We start from the raw sequence: 21,667 nt of genomic DNA, 5'->3' as shown, positions 1-21,667 counted from the left end.
AGTCAGCAGCACTTCCCGACACGCGCGCTGTAGCGCGCCGCCTGCCTCTCCCTGAAGAACTCCTCGTAGCTCATGGCTGGCCGCTCCGGATGCGTTGCCTGGTGGTGGGCCAGGTAGGTGCCGTAATCCGGCACACCCACCATCAGGCGCAGGCCCTGGGTGAGGTAGCGCCCCGCGCGAGCGAGGTCGCCACGCTCAAGCACGTTGGCTCGCCGGCAGCAGCACGAAGGCGGTTTCGGTCGTCGTGACCTTGGCCGTGTTGCGCGCGGCCAGGATGGTCTTGACGCTGTAGATCAGCACGCTGATGACGACGCCCATGAAGAGCACGCAAAGCGCCGCGTCCAGCCGGTCATTGAAGACGACGCGCTCCATCGCCGCCAGCGTCTTGGCCGGTGCCAGCACCTTGCCCTCGGCAATCGCCGTGGCGTACTTGTCGGCGTGGGCCAGGAAGCCGAGCTTGGGATCGGCCGAGAAGATCTTCAGCCAGCCGGCCGTCATCGTGCACACCAGCAGCCAGGCGGCCGGCACGATGGTGACCCAGGCGTAGCGATCCTTCTTCATCTTGAAGATGACGACGGTGCCGAGCATCAGCGCGACGGCGGCCAGCATCTGGTTGCCGATGCCGAACAGCGGCCACAGCGTGTTGATGCCGCCCAGCGGGTCGACGACGCCCTGGTAGAGGAAGTAGCCCCAGGTGGCCACGCACAGGCCCGTGGCGATGAAGTTGGCAACCCAGCTCTCGGTGCGCTTCATGGACGGCACGAAGCTGCCCAGCAAGTCCTGCAGCATGAAGCGGCCGGCGCGCGTGCCGGCGTCCACGGCGGTGAGGATGAAGAGCGCCTCGAACAGGATGGCGAAGTGGTACCAGAAGGCCATCAGCGCCTTGCCGCCCACCACCTGGTGCAGGATCTCGGCCATGCCCACGGCCAGCGTCGGTGCGCCGCCGGCACGGGCCAGGATGGTTTTCTCGCCGACGTCGGCCGCGGCCTGCGTCAGCATCTCGGGGGTGACGACGAAGCCCCAGGTCGACAGCGTCTGCGCCACCGTGGCGGCGTCCTTCCCGACGACGGCAGCCGGGCTGTTCATCGCGAAGTAGACGCCCGGCTCGATGCACGAGGCCGCCACCAGCGCCATCACCGCGACGAAGCTCTCGGCCAGCATGCCGCCGTAGCCGATGTAGCGGGCGTGGGTCTCGTTCTCCAGCAGCTTGGGCGTGGTGCCCGACGAGATCAGCGCATGGAAGCCCGACACCGCGCCGCAGGCGATGGTGATGAACAGGAAGGGGAACAGGTTGCCCGCCCAGACCGGCCCGCCACCGGCGGCGAACTGCGTCAGCGCCGGCATCTTCAGCGGCGGCGCCACGACGACGATGCCGATGGCCAACGCGATGATGGTGCCGATCTTCAGGAAGGTGCTGAGGTAGTCGCGCGGCGCCAGCAGCAGCCAGACCGGGATGCAGGCGGCGACGAAGCCGTAGCCGATCAGCAGCCAGACCAGCGTGGTGGGCGCGAGCGTGAACAGGGGCGCCAGCGTGGCGCTCTCGCTGACCGCCTGGCCGCCGAAGATGGCCGCCATCAGCAGCACGAAGCCGATGACCGACACCTCGCCGATGCGACCCGGGCGGATGAAGCGCAGGTAGACGCCCATGAACAGCGCGACGGGAATCGTCGCCGCGACCGTGAACAGGCCCCAGGGCGAATCGGCCAGCGCCTTCACGACGATCAGCGCCAGCACCGCGAGGATGATGATCATGATCATGAACGCGCCGAACAGCGCGATCAGCCCCGGCACCGTGCCCATCTCCTGCTTGACGAGGTCGCCCAGCGACCGGCCATCGCGGCGCGTGGAGATGAACAGCACGATGAAGTCCTGCACCGCACCGGCGAAGACGACGCCGGCCAGGATCCACAGCAGGCCTGGCAGATAGCCCATCTGCGCCGCCAGCACGGGGCCCACCAGCGGGCCGGCGCCGGCAATCGCGGCGAAGTGGTGGCCGTAGAGCACGTGCTTGTTGGTGGGCACGTAGTCCAGCCCGTCGTTGTACTTCCACGCCGGCGTTTGCCGCTTGGCGTCCAGCCCCAGCACCTTGTCGGCGATGAACAGGCTGTAGTAGCGGTAGGCGATGAGGTAGGTGCACAGCGCGGCAGCCACGACCCATAGCGCGCTGATCGTCTCGCCACGGCTCAAGGCCACAGTGGCAAGCGATACAGCACCCAGGATCGCGACACCCGCCCAGGCGAGGTGACGACGCAGATTCGACATGGTTTGTCTCCGTTGCGGTGCACACCTCGACGCGCGGCGCGACCGTGGTGCAAGTCTCGGAAAACATGCACCACATGGCATCGGTCAAGCCACGCGGCCCGGCCGCGCGGCAACACCTAAGGGTCAACCCGGAATGAGCACGCGCACTACGGTAGCCATACCGTAGTCGCCGCCCGCCCGTACCGTAGTACGCCGACTGCGGCATTTCCGGCTGGGCAACCAGACTGGCTCCATCCCCAAGGAGCCGTCCATGACCCTCGCCGCCGCCCTTCCCCGCTTCATCCTCCAGTTCGGCCTCCCGCGGTCCACGCGCCCGCAACCTGCCGGCCTCGTGATGCAGCCGGACCAGCGCACCCTGCCGCACAACGCCATGCTGACGCTGGAGAACCGGCGGCTGTGGCTTCACGTGCTGCGCGGCTGCGTCTGGATCACCCGCGATGGCTGCACGGCCGACCTGGTGTTGAACCCGGGCGACGTCTTCGAGCAAAGCCCCGGCGCCCCCGTGCTGGTGCAGGCGCTGGAAGAAAGCGAACTTCTGATTGCCGACCCGGTGGCGAGCGCGCAAGATGCATGAATCGTCGCCGTCTCAGGGTCAGCCAGTGGAACCTAGCCAGGATCTGCGCTTCTGCGTGACCCCAGACCGTGTGACCCTCGCCTGCGCCCTCACGGGCAGCGGCCCCAAGCTCGTGCGGGCCGGCACCTGGGTCAGCCACCTCGAGTGCGAGCTGCGGGAGCCGGACACCTGGTCCACGCTGGAAGCCCTGGGGCGCCACCACACCCTCGTTCGTTACGACCCGCGCGGCTGCGGGCTCTCCACACGCGAGGTGCCGCCGTTCGACTTCAACACCCTGCTTGCCGACTTCGAGACGGTCATGGACGCCATGGCGCCTGAACCCGTGGCGCTGCTGGGCATCTCCTGCGGTGCGCCGCTGGCCATTGCCTACGCCGCCAGGCACCCGGAGCGCGTGACGGCGCTGGTGCTCGTCAACGGCTTTGCGCGGGCCTATTTCAGCGCGCCCAGCACGCCGCCGCACCTGATGGAAGAGGCCAAGCTGCTGCTGGCCACCGCGCGCCAGGGCTGGGCGCAGGAGCGATCGCCTTTCCGGCAGATCTTCCTGACGCAACTGATGGGCGGGGCCGCGGCCGACGCGGCCGCGCGGCATCTCGTCAGCGAGCGCATGCGCCTTTCCATGACGCCCGACCTCGCCGAGCGCCACCTGCGCTCCAACTACGGCATCGACGTGAAGGCGGAGTGCGCGCTGGTGCAATGCCCCACACTGGTGTTCCATGCGCGCGACGACCAGATGGTCACACTGGAGCAGGGCCGCAAGCTGGTGGCCTGGATACCGGGTGCGCGCTTTGTGGTGCTGGACAGCGACAGCCACATCCTCCCGGCCGGCCAGAACGCCGGCCGCACCTTCATTGCCGAGACCGTGGAGTTCCTGGGCGGCGGCCGCCCCGACAAGCCGCGCCTGAGCCGGCGCCAGACCCAGATCCTGGGTCTCGTGGCCCACGGCATGACGGACAAGCAGGTCGCCCGCGAACTCGGCCTGAGCCCACGCACCGTCGAAATGCACGTGGCGCTGGCACTCCGCGCGCTGAACTGTGCCAACCGCGCCGAAGCAGTCCACCGGGCCGGGCAGGAAGGCTTGCTGGACGAGGCGATGTAGGCCGCCGCTGAGGCGCCGCGCATCAACACCCGCTTACGAATAGCCGGCTCTGATCGTCAACGGCGGCGTCTGCCGGGCGTTGTTCAGTCATCGCAGGCCGGCTATTCCGGTCTCGTAGGAGGTCCAAATGCTTCGTCCCATCCTTGCCGCCGTCGTCACCACCGCCACGCTGCTCGGCGCCAGCGCCGCCCAGGCCGGCACGCACTGGTCCATCGGCATCAACCTGCCGCTGCCAGTCGTCGTTGACGCACCCCGCTATTACGTGCAGGAGCCGGCACCGGTTTACTACGCCCCGCCGCCCGTGGTTTACGCGCCGGCACCCCGTTACGTGCAGCGCGACGTCTACTACGCCCCGCCGCCGCGGGTGGTGTACGAAGCGTCCTACCGCGACCGCCGCTGGGACGGCCGCGACGACCGCTGGGATTCGCGCCGCGGGCATGAACGCCATGAGCGCCACGACCGCTGGGATGGCGATCGCGGTGATCGCGGCGACTACGGCCCCCACCGCGGTCGTTGAGAACCTTCTGGCGCCTTCGGGCGCCAGTTACTTTTTCAGCTGCGCCCTCACCTCGCCCACCAGGATCTGCAGGTCCTGCAGCTGGAAGGGCTTGAGCAGCGCGCGCACGTTCGGCCCAAAGTCCGACAGATCCGAGCCCATCGGATAGCCCGAGGAAAAGAACACCCAAGCCTCGGGCGTGCTGCGCAGGATGGCGCGGGCCAGGTCCACGCCCGACATGCGCGGCAGGCTGACGTCGGTCACGACGAGGTCGAACTTACCCGGCGCGTAAACCTGCAGCGCCTCTTCGGCGGTGGCGCAAGCGACGAGTTCCAGCCGCTCCTCTTCGAGCAAGTAGCCGATCTGCTCGCGCAGTTCCGCGTTGTCCTCGACAAATAGCGTGCGCAGCAACGGCGCCGCCTCGACCGGTGGCGCAGCGGCAGGCTGGCGGGCCAGTGCGAGCTCGGCGACGGTGCGGGCCAGCAGGCGCGGCGACACCGCCTTGGGCAGGCAACGCTGAAAGCCGGCGTCGAGCGCCGCGTCGCGGTCAGCGGCGCGCACGTAGGCCGTGACGGCGGCGGCGGGCAGCACGTCCGGACCGAGCTGAAGCTCCTGGCGCAGGTGGCGGATCAGGTCATAGCCGTCCATGCCCGGCATACCGAGATCGCTCAACAGCACATCGAAGCGCTGCTCACGCAGCAGGCCGATGGCGGCTTCGGCCGATTCGGCCGTGACGACTTCGGCGCCGCGTTCCGAGAGCAGGCGCGCGTGCGCTTCCAGCACATCGGCGTGATCGTCCACGAGCAGCACCCGCAGGCCCTCGATGGCCGGCTCGGCGCCTTCGGCGTCGCCAGGGGCCAGGCCGTGCTCCGCGTGGCCGGCAAGCGGCAGGCGCACGCTGAACACCGAGCCGCGCCCCGGCCCGGCGCTGTGGGCCGACACCTCTCCACCATGCATCTCGACCAGGTTCTTCACGATGGACAAGCCCAGCCCCAGGCCTCCATGCATGCTGGAGGCGCCATCGTCGGCCTGCGTGAAGCGGTCGAAGAGGCGCGGCAGGAACTGGGGCTCGATACCCTGGCCGGTGTCGCTCACATCCAGCTCCACAACCTCGCCACGCACCGCGGTTGCCAGCGTGACGCTGCCGCCCGCGGACGTGAACTTCATCGCGTTGGTGACGAGGTTCATGACCACCTGCGTGAGCCGGCGCGCATCGCCGAACACCTCGGCCGCTTCGGGCGTGAGGTGCAGCACGATCTCCAGCTGCCGGGATTGAGCCGTCGGGCGGGCGTTGTCCGCGGCACCGGTGACGATGCCGTTCAGGTCCACGCGCTCGACGTTCATCAGCTGCTTGCCGGCAATGATGCGGCTCATCTCCAGCAGGTCGTCGACGAGAACGGCCTGGGCCTGGGCATTGCGCGCGATGGCCTGGATGCCGCGTTGCTGCATGCCCGGCTGCACACCCGGATGCGTCAGCACATTGACCCAGCCGAGGATGGCGGCCAGCGGCGTGCGCAGCTCGTGGCTGATGGCGGCGACGAATTCCTCCTTGGCGCGGGCCGCATGGTCGGCGGCACCGCGCGCGGCCTGCTCGGCGGCCAGCAGTTGCTCGCGGCGCAGCTGCAGCTCACGGCGGTCGGTGATGTCGTGGAAGTACACGGACAGGCCGTCGTGGGAGGGATAGCAATGCCACTGCAGCCAGCGCTCGGGCATGCCGGGCGCCATGGCCTCGAAGGACACGGCCTGGCCTTTGGCGACGGCACTCTCGAAGCCGGTCTCGAATTCGGCGCCGAACACCTCGGCGCGTTGCCGGCCGGTCAGCTCGTCGGCGCGGCGGCCCAGCAAGCGCGCGCCCTGCTCGTTGACATAGCCGATGCGCCCGTCGCGCTCGACGAGGAGCAGCCCGTCGGTGATGCTGCTCATCACGGCCCGCAGGCGGCGGTCGGCGTTCTGGAAGGCCTCGGTCCGCTCGGTAACGCGGCGCTCCAGCGTCTCGTTGAGCTCGCGCAGCAGCTCCTCGGCGCGGCGGCGCTCCTCCACCTCGGCGCGCAGCGCCAGGTTGGCGCGCTTGATCTCGCGGGTCTTGCGGTCCAGCTCGGCGAACACGGCCACTTTGGATCGCAGCACGGACGGATTCACCGGCTTGTGCAGATAGTCGACGGCGCCCGAGCCATAGCCCTGCAGGCGGTGCTGGTCCTGATCGAAATACGCGGTCAGGAAGATGATGGGCAGGTGGGCGTTGCGCTTGCGCTCCTTGATCATCTGCGCCAGCTCGATGCCGTTCATGTCGGGCAGCTGGATGTCCAGCACCATGACGGCGAACTCATGGTTCATCAGCGCCAGCAGCGCCTGGTCGGCGGACAGCGCACGCACGATGCGATAGCCCGGGTCGGCGAGCACGCTCTCCAGCACCAGCAGGTTGGCAGGCTCGTCGTCGACGATCAGGATGTTGGTGAGCTCATCCGCGCCCGTTGCCTGCTGCAGAACCTCGGTCGTGGGCATCGCCATCACCGGTAGAGCCACACGCGCATCAGCGACAGCAGCTGCGCTGTGTTGACAGGCTTGGAGATGTAGTCGCTGGCGCCGGCCTCCAGGCATTTCTCGCGGTCACCCTTCATGGCCTTGGCCGTCAGCGCCAGGATGGGCAGGTTGCGGAACTCGGCGTGGGAGCGGATCTCGCGCATGGTCTCGTAGCCGTCCATGTCCGGCATCATGATGTCCATCAGCACGAGGTCGAGATCGGGCGTGTGCCGGATGATCTCGATGGCGGTGCGGCCGCTGGTGGCCGTCAGCACCTGCATCTCCTGGTTCTCCAGCAGCGTGGTCAGCGCAAAGATGTTGCGGGCGTCGTCGTCCACCACCAGCACGCGGCGCCCGTGCAGCATCTCGGCGGCGCCGTGCAGGCGCTGCAGGATCTCCTGCTTGTCCTGCGGCAGCTCGGTCACCACGCGGTGCAGGAAGAGCGCCGTCTCGTCCAGCAGCCGCTCGGGGCTTTGCACATCCTTCAGCACCACGCTCTTGGCCAGTGCGCGCAGCTGCTTCTGCTCGGCACCGGAAAGGTCCTTGCCGGTGAAGACGACGACCGGTACGGCAGCCAGCGCCGGGTCGGCGTGCAGCTTCTCCAGCAGCCCGAAGCCACTGACGTCGGGCAGGCGCAAGTCCAGCACGATGCAGTCGACGGCCTGCTCGCGCAGCACCTGCAGCGCCTCGCCGCCGGTGCCCACGGCCTGCATCTCGATGTCGTCGTGGCCCAGCAGCTCGACGATGGCCTGGCGCTCGATCTCGTTGTCCTCGATGACGAGCAGCCGCTTGGTGCGCGGCACGGTGAAGTCGCGGATGCGGTCCAGCGCCGCCTCCATCTCCTCGCTGGTGGACGACTTCACGACGTAGCTGAACGCGCCGTGCGCCAGGCCGTGGTTGCGGTCCTCCTCGGCGACGCTGAAGATCTGCACGGGGATGTGGCGGGTCAGCGGGTCGAGCTTGAGCTGGTTCAGCACCGTCCAGCCCAGCATGTCGGGCAGGAAGATGTCCAGCGACACGGCCGTGGGCCTGAAGCGCCTTGCCAGCTCCAGCCCCTGGGCGCCCTTGAGCGCCACCAGGCCCTTGAAGCCGCGGTCGCGCGCCAGGCCCAGCACGATGCGGGCGAAGTGGGGGTCGTCCTCGATGATGAGCAACACCGACTCGCCGTCGACGATGTTCTCGCGGTCATCGGGCACCTGGGTCTCGCGCACCAGCGGCAGCGTGCCGCGCGGCGGGGCGGCAGGCAGGCGGGCGTGTTCGGGCAGCTGCGGCGCCATGCGGGCGCTGTCCGCACCGGCGAACTGCAGCGGCAGGAAGAGCGTGAAGGTGCTGCCATGGCCGTGCACGCTGGACAGCCGGATCTCGCCGCCCAGCAGCGCCGCCAGCTCGCGGCTGATGGCCAGGCCCAGGCCCGTGCCGCCGTACTTGCGCGAGGTGCCGGCGTCTGCCTGCTGGAAGGCCTCGAAGATCAGGCGCTGCTTCTCGGGTGCCACGCCGATGCCGGTGTCCTCCACCGCAAAGGCCAGCACCTGCTGGGCCTTGGTCAGCACCGGGTGCTCCGTGCTCCAGCCCTCGTTGGCGAGGCTGACGCGCAGCTCCACATGGCCATGCGCCGTGAACTTGACGGCGTTGGACAGCAGGTTCTTCAGGATCTGCTGCAGGCGCTTGGCGTCGCTCTCCATGCTGCGCGGTAGGTCGTCGGCAAACATCAGCCGCAGCGGCAGGTTCTTGGCCTCGGCCACCTGGCGGAAGTTGCGCTCGATGTTGTCGCGCAGCGAGGCAAACGAGATGTCCTCGATCTCCACCGTGACCGTGCCCGACTCGATCTTCGACAAGTCCAGGATGTCGTTGATCAGGTGCAGCAGGTCGGAGCCCGACGAGTTGATGTTGCGCGAGAACTCGACCTGCTTGGTCGACAGGTTGCCGTCGTTGTTGCCGGCCAGCTGCTGGCTCAGGATCAGGATGGAGTTCAGCGGCGTGCGCAGCTCGTGCGACATGTTGGCCAGGAACTCGGACTTGTACTTGGACGTCAGCGCCAGCTCGGCCGCCTTGTCTTCCAGCGCATGGCGGGCCTGCTCGACCTCGGCGTTCTTGCGCTCCACTTCCTCGTTCTGCTCGGCCAGCAGGCGGGCCTTGGTGCCGAGCTGCTCGTTGGTTTCCTGCAATTCGCTCTGGCGCGACTGCAGCTCCACCGTCAGCTGCTGCGACTGCGACAGCAGCGACTCGGTGCGCATCGTCGCCTCGATGGTGTTGAACACCGCACCGATGCTCTGCGTCAACAGCTCCAGGAAGGCCAGCGAAGCGCTGCTGAAGGGCTGCAGCGTGGCCAGCTCGATGACCGCCTTGGTCTGGCCCTCGAACAGCACCGGCAGCACGATGACGCTGACGCGCGGCGCGTAGCCGAGGCTGGAGGAGATGGCCACGAAGTCGGACGCGATGTCGGCCAGCAGGGTGCTGCGCTTCTCCAGTGCGCACTGGCCCACCAGGCCTTCGCCCAGTTCGATGCTTTGCGCCAGCCGCACGGCGCCAGACTGGGCGTAGCTCGCCAGCAGGTGCAGCTGCTGGCGGTTGCCACCCTGCGCACCAGCCACGTGATAGATCGTGCCCTGGTGGGCCTGCACCAGCGGCGCCAGCTCGGTCAGCAGCATCTGGCTGACGGTCTGCAGCTCGCGTTGGCCCTGCAGCATGCCGGTGAACTTGGCGAGGTTGGTCTTCAACCAGTCCTGCTCGCGATTGCGCTCGGTCGTCTCGCGCAGGTTGGAAATCATCGTGTTGATGTTGTCCTTGAGCTCGGATACCTCGCCCTTGGCCTCCACCTGGATGGCGCGTGTCAGGTCGCCCTTGGTCACGGCCGTGGCCACCTCGGCGATGGCGCGCACCTGCGTCGTCAGGTTGGCGGCCAGCAGGTTCACGTTACCGGTCAGGTCCTTCCAGGTACCGGAGGCGCCCGGCACGTGGGCCTGGCCGCCCAGGCGCCCGTCCACGCCCACTTCGCGGGCCACATTGGTCACCTGCTCGGCGAAGGTGGCCAGCGTGTCGGTCATGTTGTTGATGGTGTCGGCCAGCGCCGCCACCTCGCCCTTGGCCTGCACGGTCAGGCGCTGCGTCAGGTTGCCGTTGGCCACCGCCGTCACGACCTTCACGATGCCGCGCACCTGCTCGGTCAGGTTGGAGGCCATGAAGTTGACGTTGTCGGTCAGGTCCTTCCACGTGCCGCCCACGCCGGCCACGGTGGCCTGGCCGCCGAGCTTGCCCTCGGTACCCACCTCGCGGGCCACGCGGGTCACTTCCCCGGCGAAGGCGTTGAGCTGGTCCACCATCGTGTTGATGGTGTTCTTCAGCTCCAGGATTTCGCCGCTGACGTCCACCGTGATCTTGCGGTTCAGGTCGCCGCGCGCCACGGCCGTCGTCACCTCGGCGATGTTGCGCACCTGGGCGGTCAGGTTGGCGCCCATGGTGTTGACCGAGTCGGTCAGGTCCTTCCAGGTGCCGGCCACGCCCGGCACGACGGCCTGCACACCCAGCCGCCCTTCGGTGCCCACCTCGCGGGCCACGCGCGTCACTTCCGAAGCGAAGGAGCGCAACTGCTCCACCATCGTGTTGATGGTTTCCTTGAGCTGCAGGATCTCGCCGCGCACGTCCACGGTGATCTTCTTGGACAGGTCGCCGTTGGCCACCGCGATGGTCACCTCGGCGATGTTGCGCACCTGGTTGGTCAGGTTGCTCGCCATCGAGTTGACGTTGTCGGTCAGGTCCTTCCAGGTACCGGCCACGCCCGGCACCTGGGCCTGGCCACCGAGCTTGCCTTCGGTACCCACCTCGCGGGCCACGCGGCTCACTTCGGACGCGAAGGCACCGAGCTGCTCGACCATGGTGTTCATGGTTTCTTTCAGCTGCAGGATCTCGCCGCGCACGTCCACGGTGATCTTGCGGCTGAGGTCGCCACGCGCGATGGCGGTCGCGACGTCGGCGATGTTGCGCACCTGGCCCGTCAGGTTGGAGGCCATGGAGTTGACGTTGTCCGTCAGGTCCTTCCAGGTGCCGGCCACGCCGGGCACGACGGCCTGGCCGCCGAGCTTGCCGTCCGTGCCCACCTCGCGCGCCACCCGCGTCACCTCGGAGGCGAAACCGTTGAGCTGGTCCACCATCGTGTTGATGGTGTTCTTCAACTCGAGGATTTCGCCGCGCACGTCCACCGTGATCTTGCGCGACAGGTCGCCGCGCGCGACGGCCGTCGTCACCTCGGCGATGTTGCGCACCTGGCCCGTCAGGTTGGAGGCCATGAAGTTGACGTTGTCGGTCAGGTCCTTCCAGGTGCCGGCCACGCCGGGCACCGCGGCCTGGCCGCCGAGCTTGCCGTCCGTGCCCACCTCGCGCGCCACGCGGCTCACCTCGGAGGCGAAGCCGTTGAGCTGGTCCACCATCGTGTTCAAGGTGTTCTTCAGCTCCAGGATCTCGCCCTTCACGTCCACCGTGATCTTCTTGGACAGGTCGCCGCCGGCCACCGCCGTCGCCACGTCCGCGATGTTTCGCACCTGGCCGGTCAGGTTGGACGCCATCGAGTTGACGTTGTCGGTCAGGTCCTTCCACGTGCCGGCCACGCCGGGCACGGCGGCCTGGCCGCCGAGCTTGCCTTCCGTGCCCACCTCGCGCGCCACACGGCTCACCTCGCCGGCAAAGCCGTTGAGCTGGTCCACCATCGTGTTGATGGTGTTCTTCAGCTCCAGGATCTCGCCGCGCACGTCCACGGTGATCTTCTTGGACAGGTCGCCGTTGGCCACGGCCGTCGTCACGTCGGCGATGTTGCGCACCTGGGCCGTCAGGTTGGTCGCCATCGCGTTGACGGAGTCGGTCAGGTCCTTCCAGATGCCGGCCACGCCGCGGCCCTGGGCCTGGCCGCCGAGCTTGCCGTCCGTGCCCACCTCGCGGGCCACGCGCGTCACTTCGGACGCGAAGCCACTCAGCTGGTCCACCATCGTGTTGATGGTGTTCTTCAACTCCGAGATCTCGCCGCGCACGTCCACGGTGATCTTCTTGGACAGGTCGCCGTTGGCCACGGCGGTGGTCACCTCGGCGATGTTGCGCACCTGGCCGGTCAGGTTGGACGCCATGAAGTTGACGTTGTCGGTCAGGTCCTTCCAGGTGCCGGCCACACCGGGCACCTGGGCTTGGCCGCCCAGCTTGCCGTCCGTGCCCACCTCGCGCGCCACGCGGCTCACCTCGCCGGCAAAGCCGTTGAGCTGGTCCACCATCGTGTTCATCGTGTTCTTCAGCGCCAGGATCTCGCCCTTGACCTCCACGGTGATCTTTTTGGAGAGGTCGCCGCTGGCCACGGCCGTCGCCACGTCGGCGATGTTGCGCACCTGGTTGGTCAGATTGCTTGCCATCGAGTTGACGTTGTCGGTCAGGTCCTTCCAGGTGCCGGCCACGCCGGGCACCGCGGCCTGGCCGCCGAGCTTGCCTTCGGTGCCCACCTCACGCGCCACGCGGGTCACTTCGGACGAGAAGCCGTTGAGCTGGTCCACCATCGTGTTGATGGTTTCCTTCAGCTCCAGGATCTCGCCCTTCACGTCCACCGTGATCTTGCGGCTCAAGTCGCCACGCGCGACGGCCGTCGTCACGGTGGCGATGTTGCGCACCTGGGCCGTCAGGTTGGTGGCCATCGCGTTGACCGAGTCGGTCAGGTCCTTCCAGGTGCCCGCCACACCGGGCACGACGGCCTGGCCACCCAGTCGCCCGTCGGTGCCCACCTCGCGGGCCACGCGAGTCACTTCGGAGGCAAACGAGCGCAGCTGATCCACCATCGTGTTGGTGGCTTCCTTCAGCTGGAGGATCTCACCGCGTACGTCCACGGTGATCTTCTTGGACAGGTCGCCGTTGGCCACGGCGATGGTCACGTCCGCGATGTTGCGAACCTGGGCCGTCAGGTTGCCGGCCATCTGGTTGACCGAGTCCGTCAGATCCTTCCAGACGCCCGACACACCCTTCACCTGCGCCTGGCCGCCCAGCTTGCCCTCGGTGCCCACTTCACGCGCGACGCGAGTCACTTCACTCGTGAAAACCGACAGCTGCTCGATCATGGTGTTGACGAGGCGGGCCGAGCGCAGGAACTCGCCCTTCAACTCGCGGCCGTCCACCTCCAGCTCCATCGCCTGGCCGAGGTCCCCCTTGGCCACGGCGCCGATCGTGCGCGCGATCTCGGCGGTAGGCCGCACGAGGTCATCCATCAGCGCGTTGATCGACTCCACCTTCGTAGCCCAACCGCCCAGCGAGCCCGGCAGCGACATGCGGTGCTTGAGCCGCCCTTCCTTGCCGACGGTTGCGGAGAGCCGCGCCACCTCGGTGGCGATGCGTGCCTCTTGCGCGGTGATCTGGTTGAAGGCGGACGCGATCTGGCCGTCGACACCGTCCCAGCTGTTGGGCAGGCGCACGGAGAAATCGCCATCGCGCAGCGCGGACAGTGCCGCCAGAACCTGGCGCGAACGCAGCGCACTCAGCTCAGGCCCGGCCTCCGTCGCATCGGCCTGCGCCGCCTTGGGGCTCACGCGCTTTTTCCGAGGTTGCTGCGCAATGTCGACACTCATGAGCCCGCCCGATCCAGAAACTAGGAGTGAGTTTCGCCCCCTGCGCACGGGTCATTTCAAACCATTGATCCGGCGGGCGAAAAAGTGCCCGCTTCTAGCATGCCAACCTAGGGGGATCAAGCCCATTTTTCGGGCCGCTCGCGTTCGACTGCGCGAGTCATTTCAATCAGGTTTCGCGAGCGTGCTCCACCGCATAACGGATCAACTCCGCCTGCCCGTCCAGCTCCAGCTTGCGCTTGATGCTCTGGCGGTGAGCCTCGACGGTGCGCACCGACAAGTCCAGTTCGCGGGCGATCTGCTTGCTTGACGCACCCTGCCCCAGCTTGCCGAGGATCTCGCTCTCGCGCGGCGTCAGCACGGGCTTAGGCGCCTGGCCGCGGAACAGCCGGCCCGACACATCCGCGCTCAGGAAGGTGCCACCCGCCGCCACCGCGTCGATGGCCGACACGATCTCGGTCGCCGGCGCGTCCTTCAGCACATAACCGCGCGCACCGGCGGTCAGCGCGCGCTGCACGTACTCGGGGTTGTCGTACATGCTGAACATCAGCAGCTTGATGGACGGCCTCGCAGCCAGCATCTCCGCACCCAGCGTGATGCCGTTGCCGTCCTTCAAGCCGACGTCCATCAGCACCACGTCCGGTGCCGTGCGCACCAGCTGCTCCAGCGCCTCGGCCCGGCTGCCGGCTTCACCGACGACTGCGAAGCGCGGCACCGCCGCCAGGCGTGCGACGAGGCCCTCGCGCACCATCGGGTGGTCGTCGACGAGCAGGATGCGGATGGGGGCTGTGGTCATGCGGCGGCACGGGCAAGGTCGGCAGCCGCTAGTGTGACCTTGAGCCGGCTGCCCAGGCCTGGCGAGGTGATCAGGCTCAGCCGCGCACCCAGTGCCACCGCCCGCTCGCGCATGCTGCGCAGGCCCAGGCCCTGGTCCGCCACGGCCTGCGCCGCCTCGGCATCGAAGCCCTGGCCGTCGTCGTTGATTTCCAGTGCCAGGCCGCCGTTGCGCTCGAAGCGCAGCACGACGGCCACGGTCGTCGCGTGGGCATGGCGGGCGGCGTTGTTCAACGCCTCCTGCGCGATGCGGAACAGCGCCGTGTTCACAGCCTCTGGCAAGCCGACCTCCTCGCCCTCCACGCTCGCGTGGAAATGCGTGCCACCGCCCACGTCGAACTCGCCCGCCAGATGCTGCAGCGCTGCCGGCAGGCCCAGGGTGTCCAGCAGCGCGGGCCGCAGCGCGTGGGACAGGTGGCGCACCTCGGACAGCGTGCTGTTCAGGCGCTTGAGCGCCAGCTCCTGCAGCCGCGTGGCCGCGGCGGGTTCGGACTGCGCCGACTCGATCAGCAGCTTGGTGGCCACCAACGCCTGGCTGACGCCGTCGTGCAGTTCGCGGGCCAGCCGCGCGCGCTCGTCCTCCTGGCTCTGCACCACCTCGCGCGCCAATGCGCGCAGCTTGGCCTCGGCGCTGCGGTGCTCGCTGAGGTTGAGTGCCAGGGCGCCGGCGCTGATGAGGGCCACACCGAAGACGGCGACGGCACCGACCCACAGCATGGTGGCCGTGATGTTCTGGCGCGCGCCGCGCTCCAGCTCGGCCATCGTTGCCTCGATGCCGTCCAGGTACAGCCCCGTGCCCAGCATCCAGTCCCACTCCGGCACCGCAACCACGTAGCCGAGCTTGGGCGCCAGCAGGCTGCTGGACGGCTTGCGCCAGAGGTACTCGACGTAGCCGCCACCGGCCTTGGCCTGGGCAATGAGCTGCTGGATGGTTGGCCGGCCCTTCGGATCTCGCAGACCCCACAGGTTCTGGCCGACGAGCTCGGCTTGGCGCGAGTGCATCAGCACGCGGCCATCCAGCGAGTAGACGAAGAAATAGCCGTCGGGGCCGTAGTCCAGCGAGGACAGGATGGCCAGCGCCCTCTCCCGCCCGCCCGGCTGGCCCAGCAGGGGCTTGATGGTGCTGACGGCGAGGTCAACGTAATGCCTGAGCTCGGTGCGCCGCGCGTCCATGTAGCTGGCGCGCACCAGGGCATGCTCGCGCGCCGCCAGTTCGCTTTCCTGCTGGCGCACGGCCAGCGCGATCAGCGCGAGCGATGCCAGCAGTGGCAGCAGGGCCAAAAGAAAAAGGCGCCCCCGCAGAGACAGGGACGCCCAGGCCTTCACGATCAGCGCCCCAGAGCTGCCGCTGCTGGTGCCGCCTTGCGCTGGATGGGCTTCCAGCCTTCCAGGCGCTTCAGCACATCGGCAATCGCCGCGTCGAGCTGGGTGTCGTCACCGCGGTTGACGGCGGCCGGGTCGAGTTCGACGTCGATGTCCGGCGACACGCCCTCGTTCTCGATGCGCCATTCGCCTTCCGGCGTGTAGAAGCGGAAGAACGGCACGGTCAGGAAGCCACCATCGGTCAGCGGCGGGTTGGCCGAGATGCCGATCAGGCCACCCCAAGTGCGCTTGCCGATCAGCGGCCCCAGGCCCACGCGCTTGAAGGCGTAGGGCATGAAGTCGCCACCCGAGCCGGCGTCCTGGTCGATCAGCATGGCCTTCGGGCCGTAGATGGCGCCGCCCGGCGTGTCGAAGACCAGGCCGTCACGGTCCTTCCAGCTGCCCAGGTAGGGCCGCGACAGCAGCTCCGTCACGTAGTTGGCCGCCTGGCCGCCGCCATTCTTGCGGTCGTCGACGATCAACGCCTGCTTGTCGATCTGCGCGAAGAACATGCGGTTGAAGTGCTCGAAGCCCTGGCCCGCGGTGTCAGGCATGTAGACGTAGGCGATCTTGCCGCCACTCTTCTGCTCCACCTTCTTGCGGTTGCCGTCGATCCAGGCCCAGCGGCGCAGCAGGCTCTCGTTGGCGATGGGCTCGACCGTGATGTCGCGGCGGCCCTTGCCGGCTGCGTCGTGGGCGACGCTCAGCACCACCTGCTTGCCGACGGTGTTCTCCAGCAACGCATAGAGGTTGGCTTTGTCGTCCAGCTCATGGCCGCCGATGGCGAGGATGAAGTCGCCTTCCTTCACGCCCAGGCCGGCCACGGTCAGCGGCGAGCGCAGGCTGGGGCTGAGGCGGTCGCCGGCGTAGAGCTTGGCGATCTTGTAGCGGCCCTGCTCCACGGCGAAGTCCGCGCCCAGCAGGCCCACGGCAACGGGCGCCTCCTGGTGCACGTCGCCACCGCCGGTGCGGTTGTGGCCTACCTGCAGCTCGCCAATCATCTGCACCAGCAGGTCGTTCAGGTCTTCGCGGCGCTGCACATGGGCCAGCTGCGGCAGGTAGCGGTCGTAGACGGCCTGCCAGTTCAGCCCGTGCATGGCGGGGTCGTAGAAGAACTCCTTCTCCATCCACCAGGCCTCGTCGAAGATCTGCTTCCACTCGGCCTTGGGGTCGACGCGGGCGCGCAGGCCCGACAGGTCCACGGGCTTGCCTTCGTACTTGTCGGTCGCGTCGCCGATTTCCAGCTTGCCGCCGGCCACGGTCAGCAGCAGCTTCTTGTGGTCTTCGCTGGCCGAGAACTCGGCCACGCCGGACTTCAGCAGCTTGGGCTTGCGCTCCTCGAAGTCGAAACGGTACAGCTCGGCCGTCGCCCGGCGCTCGGCCTGAGGCAGCTCGTTGCTGGCACCCGGTTGCGGGCGCTGCAGGTAGAACAGTGCGCCATCGCTGCCCACCACGAGGTTGTCGTAGTTGCGCTCCGCCACCGGCAGGGCGACGACGCGGTCGGCCAGGCCGTCCAGGTCGACCTTGATCGGCTTGACGGGCTCGGGCTTCTTTTCATCCTTCTTCGCGTCAGCTTTCTTGTCGTCCTTCTTGTCGTCGGCCTTCTTGTCGTCTTTCTTCTCGTCCTTTTTGGGCTCGTCCTTCTTGTCGTCCTTCTTGCCCTCCTCATCACCCGCCTTCGGCGCGAGCGGCGACTTGCCGTCAGCGGCCAGCACCACGGCGTAGAGGCCTGCGCGGCGCGGGCGCTCCTGGGTGGACAGATCCAGCCCAACCTGGCTCGGCCCGGAGTTGATGGAGGCCGTGAAGTAGAGGTAGTCGCCCTTGGCGGAGAACGTCGGGTTGCCGGCGTGGGCCAGGCCGTCGGTCACGGCATGGTTGCGGCCGGTCGCCAGCTCGTGCAGCACGATGCGGCCGAAGTAGTTGTCGCCCGAGGTCGTGTAGGCCAGCCAGCGGCTGTCCGGCGAGAAGGACACGGCATAGCCGTCTGCGCCGAAGCGGCGCACGTCGGTGGCGATCTTGACGAGCTGGCCGCGTTGAGCGCCCGCCGCCAGGCTCAGCCGGTACAAGTTGAGGTGGTTGTCCTGCAGCACGAGCTGGTTGCCGTCCGGCGCCCAGTCCATCAGCGCGAAATAGCCGTCCTTGGGCAGCAGGAAGCGTTCCTTGGCGCCCAGGCCGGTCTGGGCCTGCAGCACGAGTTCATGGCGCATGCCCGGTGCGTCGGACAGGTAGGCCACGCGCTGGCCGTCGGGGCTCCACAGCGCATCCTTCTCGCGCACGCCGGGGGTCTCGGTCAGGTTGCGCACGCTGCCGTCCTTGACCGGCACGGTGAACACCTCGCCACGCGCGCTCACCACCACGCGCTTGCCGGTGCTGGAGAGCTGCGCATGCGTGAGCGTCCTGCCGGCGTCCTTCCACTGCGGGCGGGCCTGGGGCGCGATGCTGGCGAGCTGGATGTCGAGCACGCGTGGCTCGCCACCGGCCAGCTCGATCTGCTTGATGCGCCCACCCGCCTCGTAGACCAGCGTCGTGCCCACGGCGTCGACGCCGCGCACGTCCCACTGCGTTTCGCGCGTCAGCTGGCGCAGCTGCTTGGTGGCCGGGTTGAAGGCAAACAGGTTGGCCGCGCCGTCCGCGCGGTCGGAGATGAACACCACCTCATTGCCGGCCCAGACGGGTGCCGAGTCGCTCGCGTTGACGTGAGGGATCTCCTGCCAGCGCTGGGAGGCCATGTCCATGACCCAGACCGGCGGCGTCGAGCCACCGCGGCTCTGGCGCCAGCCGCTCACGCCGGCATAGGCGGCGTTGTAGGGGCGGTAGGCCAGCTGCTTGCCGTCGGCCGACCAGGCTCCCTCCCAGGCCACAGCCTTCATGACCTGGCGCTCGTAGCCGCCATCCACGCTGACCTCGTAGAGCTGGTTGCTGCGGTTGTTCAGCACCTCGCGCGGCGAGGCGAACAACACGCGCTTTCCGTCGGGGCTCCAGCCGCTGACGACGTCTGCGCTCGGATGCCAGGTCAGGCGCTTAGGGGCGCTGCCGTCCAGTCCGATGACGTAGACGTCGGTATTGCCGTCGTAGCTGGCCGAGAAGGCGATGCTCTTGCCGTCGGGCGAAAAGCGCGGCGCGAACTCACTGGCCGCGTGGCTGGTCAGGCGGCGGGCGTTGGCACCGGAGCGGTCGGCCAGCCACAGGTCACCGGCGTAGACGAAGGCCAGGTGGTCCTTGGAAGCAGCAGGTTGACGCAGCATGAGCGTCGGTTCGGCCGCCAAAGCCAGGCCGGAGGTCATCCAGGCGCAGGCCAATGCAAGGGCAGTACGGGGCAGGAACATCGGGATCTCCGACAGAGTCGCAAAACCCGCGACTCTAGGCGCTCCCGAGTGCCCGCCCGAAAGTCAGCCCGGCTGGCGCTTGAAGCGGCTCTTGATGCCGCCGCCGATGACCACCAGGCCGGGGATGAGGATCATGGCCCAGATGATCTTGTCCAGATTGGCCTTCACCCAGGGCACGTTGCCGAACAGATAGCCGATGACGGTGATGCCGCAGACCCACAGCGCGCCGCCGGTCACGTCGTAGAAGGTGAACTTGCGCCGCGTCATCTGCGCCACGCCGGCCACGAACGGCGCAAAGGTGCGCAAAAAGGGCATGAAGCGCGCCGCGATCAGCGTGAGGCCGCCGTATTTCTCGTAGAAGGCATGCGCCTTGTCGAACGCCGCCTTGTTGAAGAACCGCGAGCTTTCCCACTGGAACACGCGTGGCCCGAAGTGCCGGCCGATGGTGTAGTTGCACTGGTTGCCCAGGATGGCCGCGGCCGTCAGCAGCGCCATGGACAGGCCCAGGTCCATCAGCCCCACGCCGCACATCGCGCCGACGACGAAGAGCAGCGAGTCGCCCGGCAGGAAGGGCATCACGACGACGCCGGTCTCCACGAAGATGATCACGAAGAGCAGCGCGTAGACCCAGGCACCGTAGGCCATGACGAAGTCGGCCAGATGCCGGTCGACGTGCAGGATGAAGTCGATGAGGAAGTGAAGCAGGTCCATGGCGGTGCATTATCCCGACGCCTCGATGACATCCAGGGGACGCCGATAATCCGGCTGATGGATTCGCCTCTCCCTTCCTCACCCGAGGTCCCCGCCCCCCGCGCCATCCGCGAACTGCCCGACGAGCTGATCAGCCAGATCGCTGCCGGCGAGGTCGTCGAGCGCCCGGCTTCGGTGGTGCGCGAGCTGGTGGACAACGCGATGGACGCCGGCGCCCGCAACGTGCTCGTCAAGCTGATGGCCGGCGGCGTGCGCGGCATCGTCGTCGAGGACGATGGCTGCGGCATCCCCGTCGCCCAGCTGCCGCTGGCGCTCAAGCGCCACGCCACCAGCAAGATCGCCTCGCTGAACGAACTGGAATCGGTCGCGACCATGGGCTTCCGTGGCGAGGCCTTGGCGGCGATAGCTTCCGTCTCGGAGATGTCCATCGCCAGCCGCACGGCCGATGCCGCCCACGCCCACCGGCTGGACGCCCGCAGCGGCGAGCTGTCGGCCGCCGCCCGTTCGCGCGGCACCAGCGTCGAGGTGCGCGAGCTGTTCTTCGCCACGCCCGCCCGCCGCAAGTTCCTGAAGACCGACGCCACCGAGCTGGCCCACTGCGTGGAAGCGGTGCGCCGCCATGCGCTGGCGCGGCCCGACGTGGGCTTTGCGATCTGGCACGAGGGCAAGCTCGTCGACCAATGGCGAGCGGCCTCCGCCGAGCAGCGCATCAGCGACGCGCTGGGCGCGGACTTCGTCGCCGAGAGCCGCCCCTTCGAGCACAGCTTCGGCCCGATGGCCCTCACCGGCCGCGCCGGCCTGCCCGAAGCCGCACGCTCGCGGGCCGACCAGCAATACGTGTGGGTCAACGGCCGCCATGTGCGCGACAAGCTCATCAGCCACGCCATCCGCTCGGCGTACGAAGACGTGCTGCACGGCCAGCGCCAGCCCAGCTACGTGCTCTTCATCGAGATCGCGCCCGAGCTCGTCGACGTGAACGTGCACCCGACCAAGATCGAGGTGCGCTTCCGCGACGGCCGCGCCATCCACCAAAGCGTGCGCCGCACCTTCATCGACGCGCTGGCCCAGTCCCGCGCGGACGCCGCCGGCGTCGAGTCAGCCATGGCGCCGCTGGCCTTCGAGCCGACGATGCCGGCCACGCTCTACGTCGCCGAGCCGCGCCCGGCCTATCAGCCCTTTGTGGCACCGGTGCCGCCGACGGCCGAGCAGGTCCGGCTGTCCCTGGTGCAGCACGAGGCGTTGTGGGAGCCCAGCGAGGCACCCGCGCCTTCGGCAGCCGCGCCGGTGATGCCCATCCTCAAGCTGCCCGACGAAGACTGGCCGCTGGGCCGCGCCATCGCGCAGATCCAGGGCGTCTACATCCTGGCCGAGAACCGCCAGGGCCTGGTGATCGTCGACATGCACGCGGCCCACGAGCGCGTCGTCTACGAGCGCCTGAAGGCCAGGCTCGGTGCGACGCAGATCGAGAGCCAGCCGCTGCTGATCCCGATCAGCTTTGCCGCCACGGCCGAGGAAGTCGCTGCCGCCGAGCAGCATGCGGAAACGCTGGCCAAGCTCGGGCTGGACGTCGCGCCGCTGTCCGCCCGCACGCTGGCCGTGCGCTCCCGCCCCGCCCTGCTCGCCGCCAGCGACCTCGTCGCGCTGACCCGCGAGCTGCTGGCCGAGATGGCGCAGTTCGACGCCAGCTCGGTGCTCGAGCGTGCCCAACACGAAATCCTGGCCACCATGGCCTGCCACGGCGCCGTGCGCGCCAACCGCCAGCTCAATATCGACGAGATGAACGCCCTGCTGCGCGACATGGAAGCCACCGAGCGGGCCGACCAGTGCAACCACGGCCGCCCCACCTGGCGCCAGCTCGACATGCGCGAGCTGGACGCCCTTTTCCTGCGCGGACGCTGAAAGAAC

Annotated in this window: 12 protein-coding genes; 4 read left to right on the top strand and 8 right to left on the bottom strand. The window is 68.3% G+C overall.

The window, feature by feature from the left end:
- Positions 1-2: 2 nt before the first annotated feature.
- Together AC07V5_RS23265 and AC07V5_RS23260 are read right to left on the bottom strand one after the other, a co-directional pair.
- Positions 3-203, bottom strand: a complete 201-nt coding sequence (locus AC07V5_RS23265; RefSeq protein WP_495118102.1) for a YbdD/YjiX family protein — start codon at positions 201-203, stop codon at positions 3-5.
- Positions 196-2,262 carry a carbon starvation CstA family protein gene (locus tag AC07V5_RS23260; protein WP_495118101.1) on the bottom strand — a complete coding sequence of 689 codons (2,067 nt, stop codon included), beginning with the start codon at positions 2,260-2,262 and terminating at the stop codon, positions 196-198. Before AC07V5_RS23260 ends, AC07V5_RS23265 begins: the two co-directional genes overlap by 8 nt.
- Before the next feature lie 250 nt (positions 2,263-2,512).
- Between AC07V5_RS23260 and AC07V5_RS23255 the strand changes: the two genes are divergently transcribed.
- The 3 genes from AC07V5_RS23255 to AC07V5_RS23245 all read left to right on the top strand — a co-directional run bounded on the left by AC07V5_RS23255 (position 2,513) and on the right by AC07V5_RS23245 (position 4,449).
- Positions 2,513-2,836 carry a DUF2917 domain-containing protein gene (locus AC07V5_RS23255; RefSeq protein WP_495118100.1) on the top strand — a complete coding sequence of 108 codons (324 nt, stop codon included), beginning with the start codon at positions 2,513-2,515 and terminating at the stop codon, positions 2,834-2,836.
- 55 nt (positions 2,837-2,891) lie between these two features.
- Positions 2,892-3,932: an alpha/beta fold hydrolase gene (locus AC07V5_RS23250; protein ID WP_495118099.1), complete on the top strand. Its 1,041-nt coding sequence runs from the start codon at positions 2,892-2,894 to the stop codon at positions 3,930-3,932.
- Between the two features lie 127 nt (positions 3,933-4,059).
- A complete protein-coding gene (locus AC07V5_RS23245; protein WP_495118098.1) occupies positions 4,060-4,449 on the top strand; it encodes a hypothetical protein in 390 nt (129 codons plus the stop codon).
- Positions 4,450-4,476: 27 nt separating this feature from the next.
- Here the strand turns inward: AC07V5_RS23245 and AC07V5_RS23240 are convergent, their stop codons facing one another.
- The 6 genes from AC07V5_RS23240 to AC07V5_RS23215 all read right to left on the bottom strand — a co-directional run bounded on the left by AC07V5_RS23240 (position 4,477) and on the right by AC07V5_RS23215 (position 19,762).
- The gene (locus AC07V5_RS23240; RefSeq protein ID WP_495118097.1) at positions 4,477-6,930 is read right to left on the bottom strand and encodes a response regulator; all 2,454 of its coding nucleotides are present in this window, start codon (positions 6,928-6,930) and stop codon (positions 4,477-4,479) included.
- A gap of 5 nt (positions 6,931-6,935) precedes the next feature.
- Positions 6,936-13,235, bottom strand: coding sequence for a HAMP domain-containing protein (locus AC07V5_RS23235; protein ID WP_495118786.1), 6,300 nt, complete (start codon positions 13,233-13,235; stop codon positions 6,936-6,938).
- 463 nt (positions 13,236-13,698) lie between these two features.
- Entirely contained in the window at positions 13,699-14,325 is a 627-nt protein-coding gene (locus AC07V5_RS23230; RefSeq protein ID WP_495118096.1) for a response regulator transcription factor, read from the bottom strand.
- Positions 14,322-15,644 carry a cache domain-containing protein gene (locus tag AC07V5_RS23225; protein WP_495118095.1) on the bottom strand — a complete coding sequence of 441 codons (1,323 nt, stop codon included), beginning with the start codon at positions 15,642-15,644 and terminating at the stop codon, positions 14,322-14,324. The genes AC07V5_RS23230 and AC07V5_RS23225 overlap by 4 nt, the downstream gene beginning before the upstream one ends.
- A gap of 47 nt (positions 15,645-15,691) precedes the next feature.
- Positions 15,692-19,051: a S41 family peptidase gene (locus AC07V5_RS23220; RefSeq protein ID WP_495118094.1), complete on the bottom strand. Its 3,360-nt coding sequence runs from the start codon at positions 19,049-19,051 to the stop codon at positions 15,692-15,694.
- Positions 19,052-19,114: 63 nt separating this feature from the next.
- A complete protein-coding gene (locus tag AC07V5_RS23215; RefSeq protein ID WP_495118093.1) occupies positions 19,115-19,762 on the bottom strand; it encodes a DedA family protein in 648 nt (215 codons plus the stop codon).
- A gap of 57 nt (positions 19,763-19,819) precedes the next feature.
- Between AC07V5_RS23215 and mutL the strand changes: the two genes are divergently transcribed.
- On the top strand, positions 19,820-21,661 hold the full coding sequence (mutL, locus tag AC07V5_RS23210; RefSeq protein ID WP_495118092.1) for a DNA mismatch repair endonuclease MutL: 1,842 nt from the start codon (positions 19,820-19,822) through the stop codon (positions 21,659-21,661).
- The last annotated feature ends 6 nt before the right edge of the window (positions 21,662-21,667 follow it).

Source organism: Roseateles sp. GW821-FHT02E12 (genome assembly GCF_059421665.1).
This window is presented reverse-complemented; position numbering and strand designations above follow the sequence as displayed.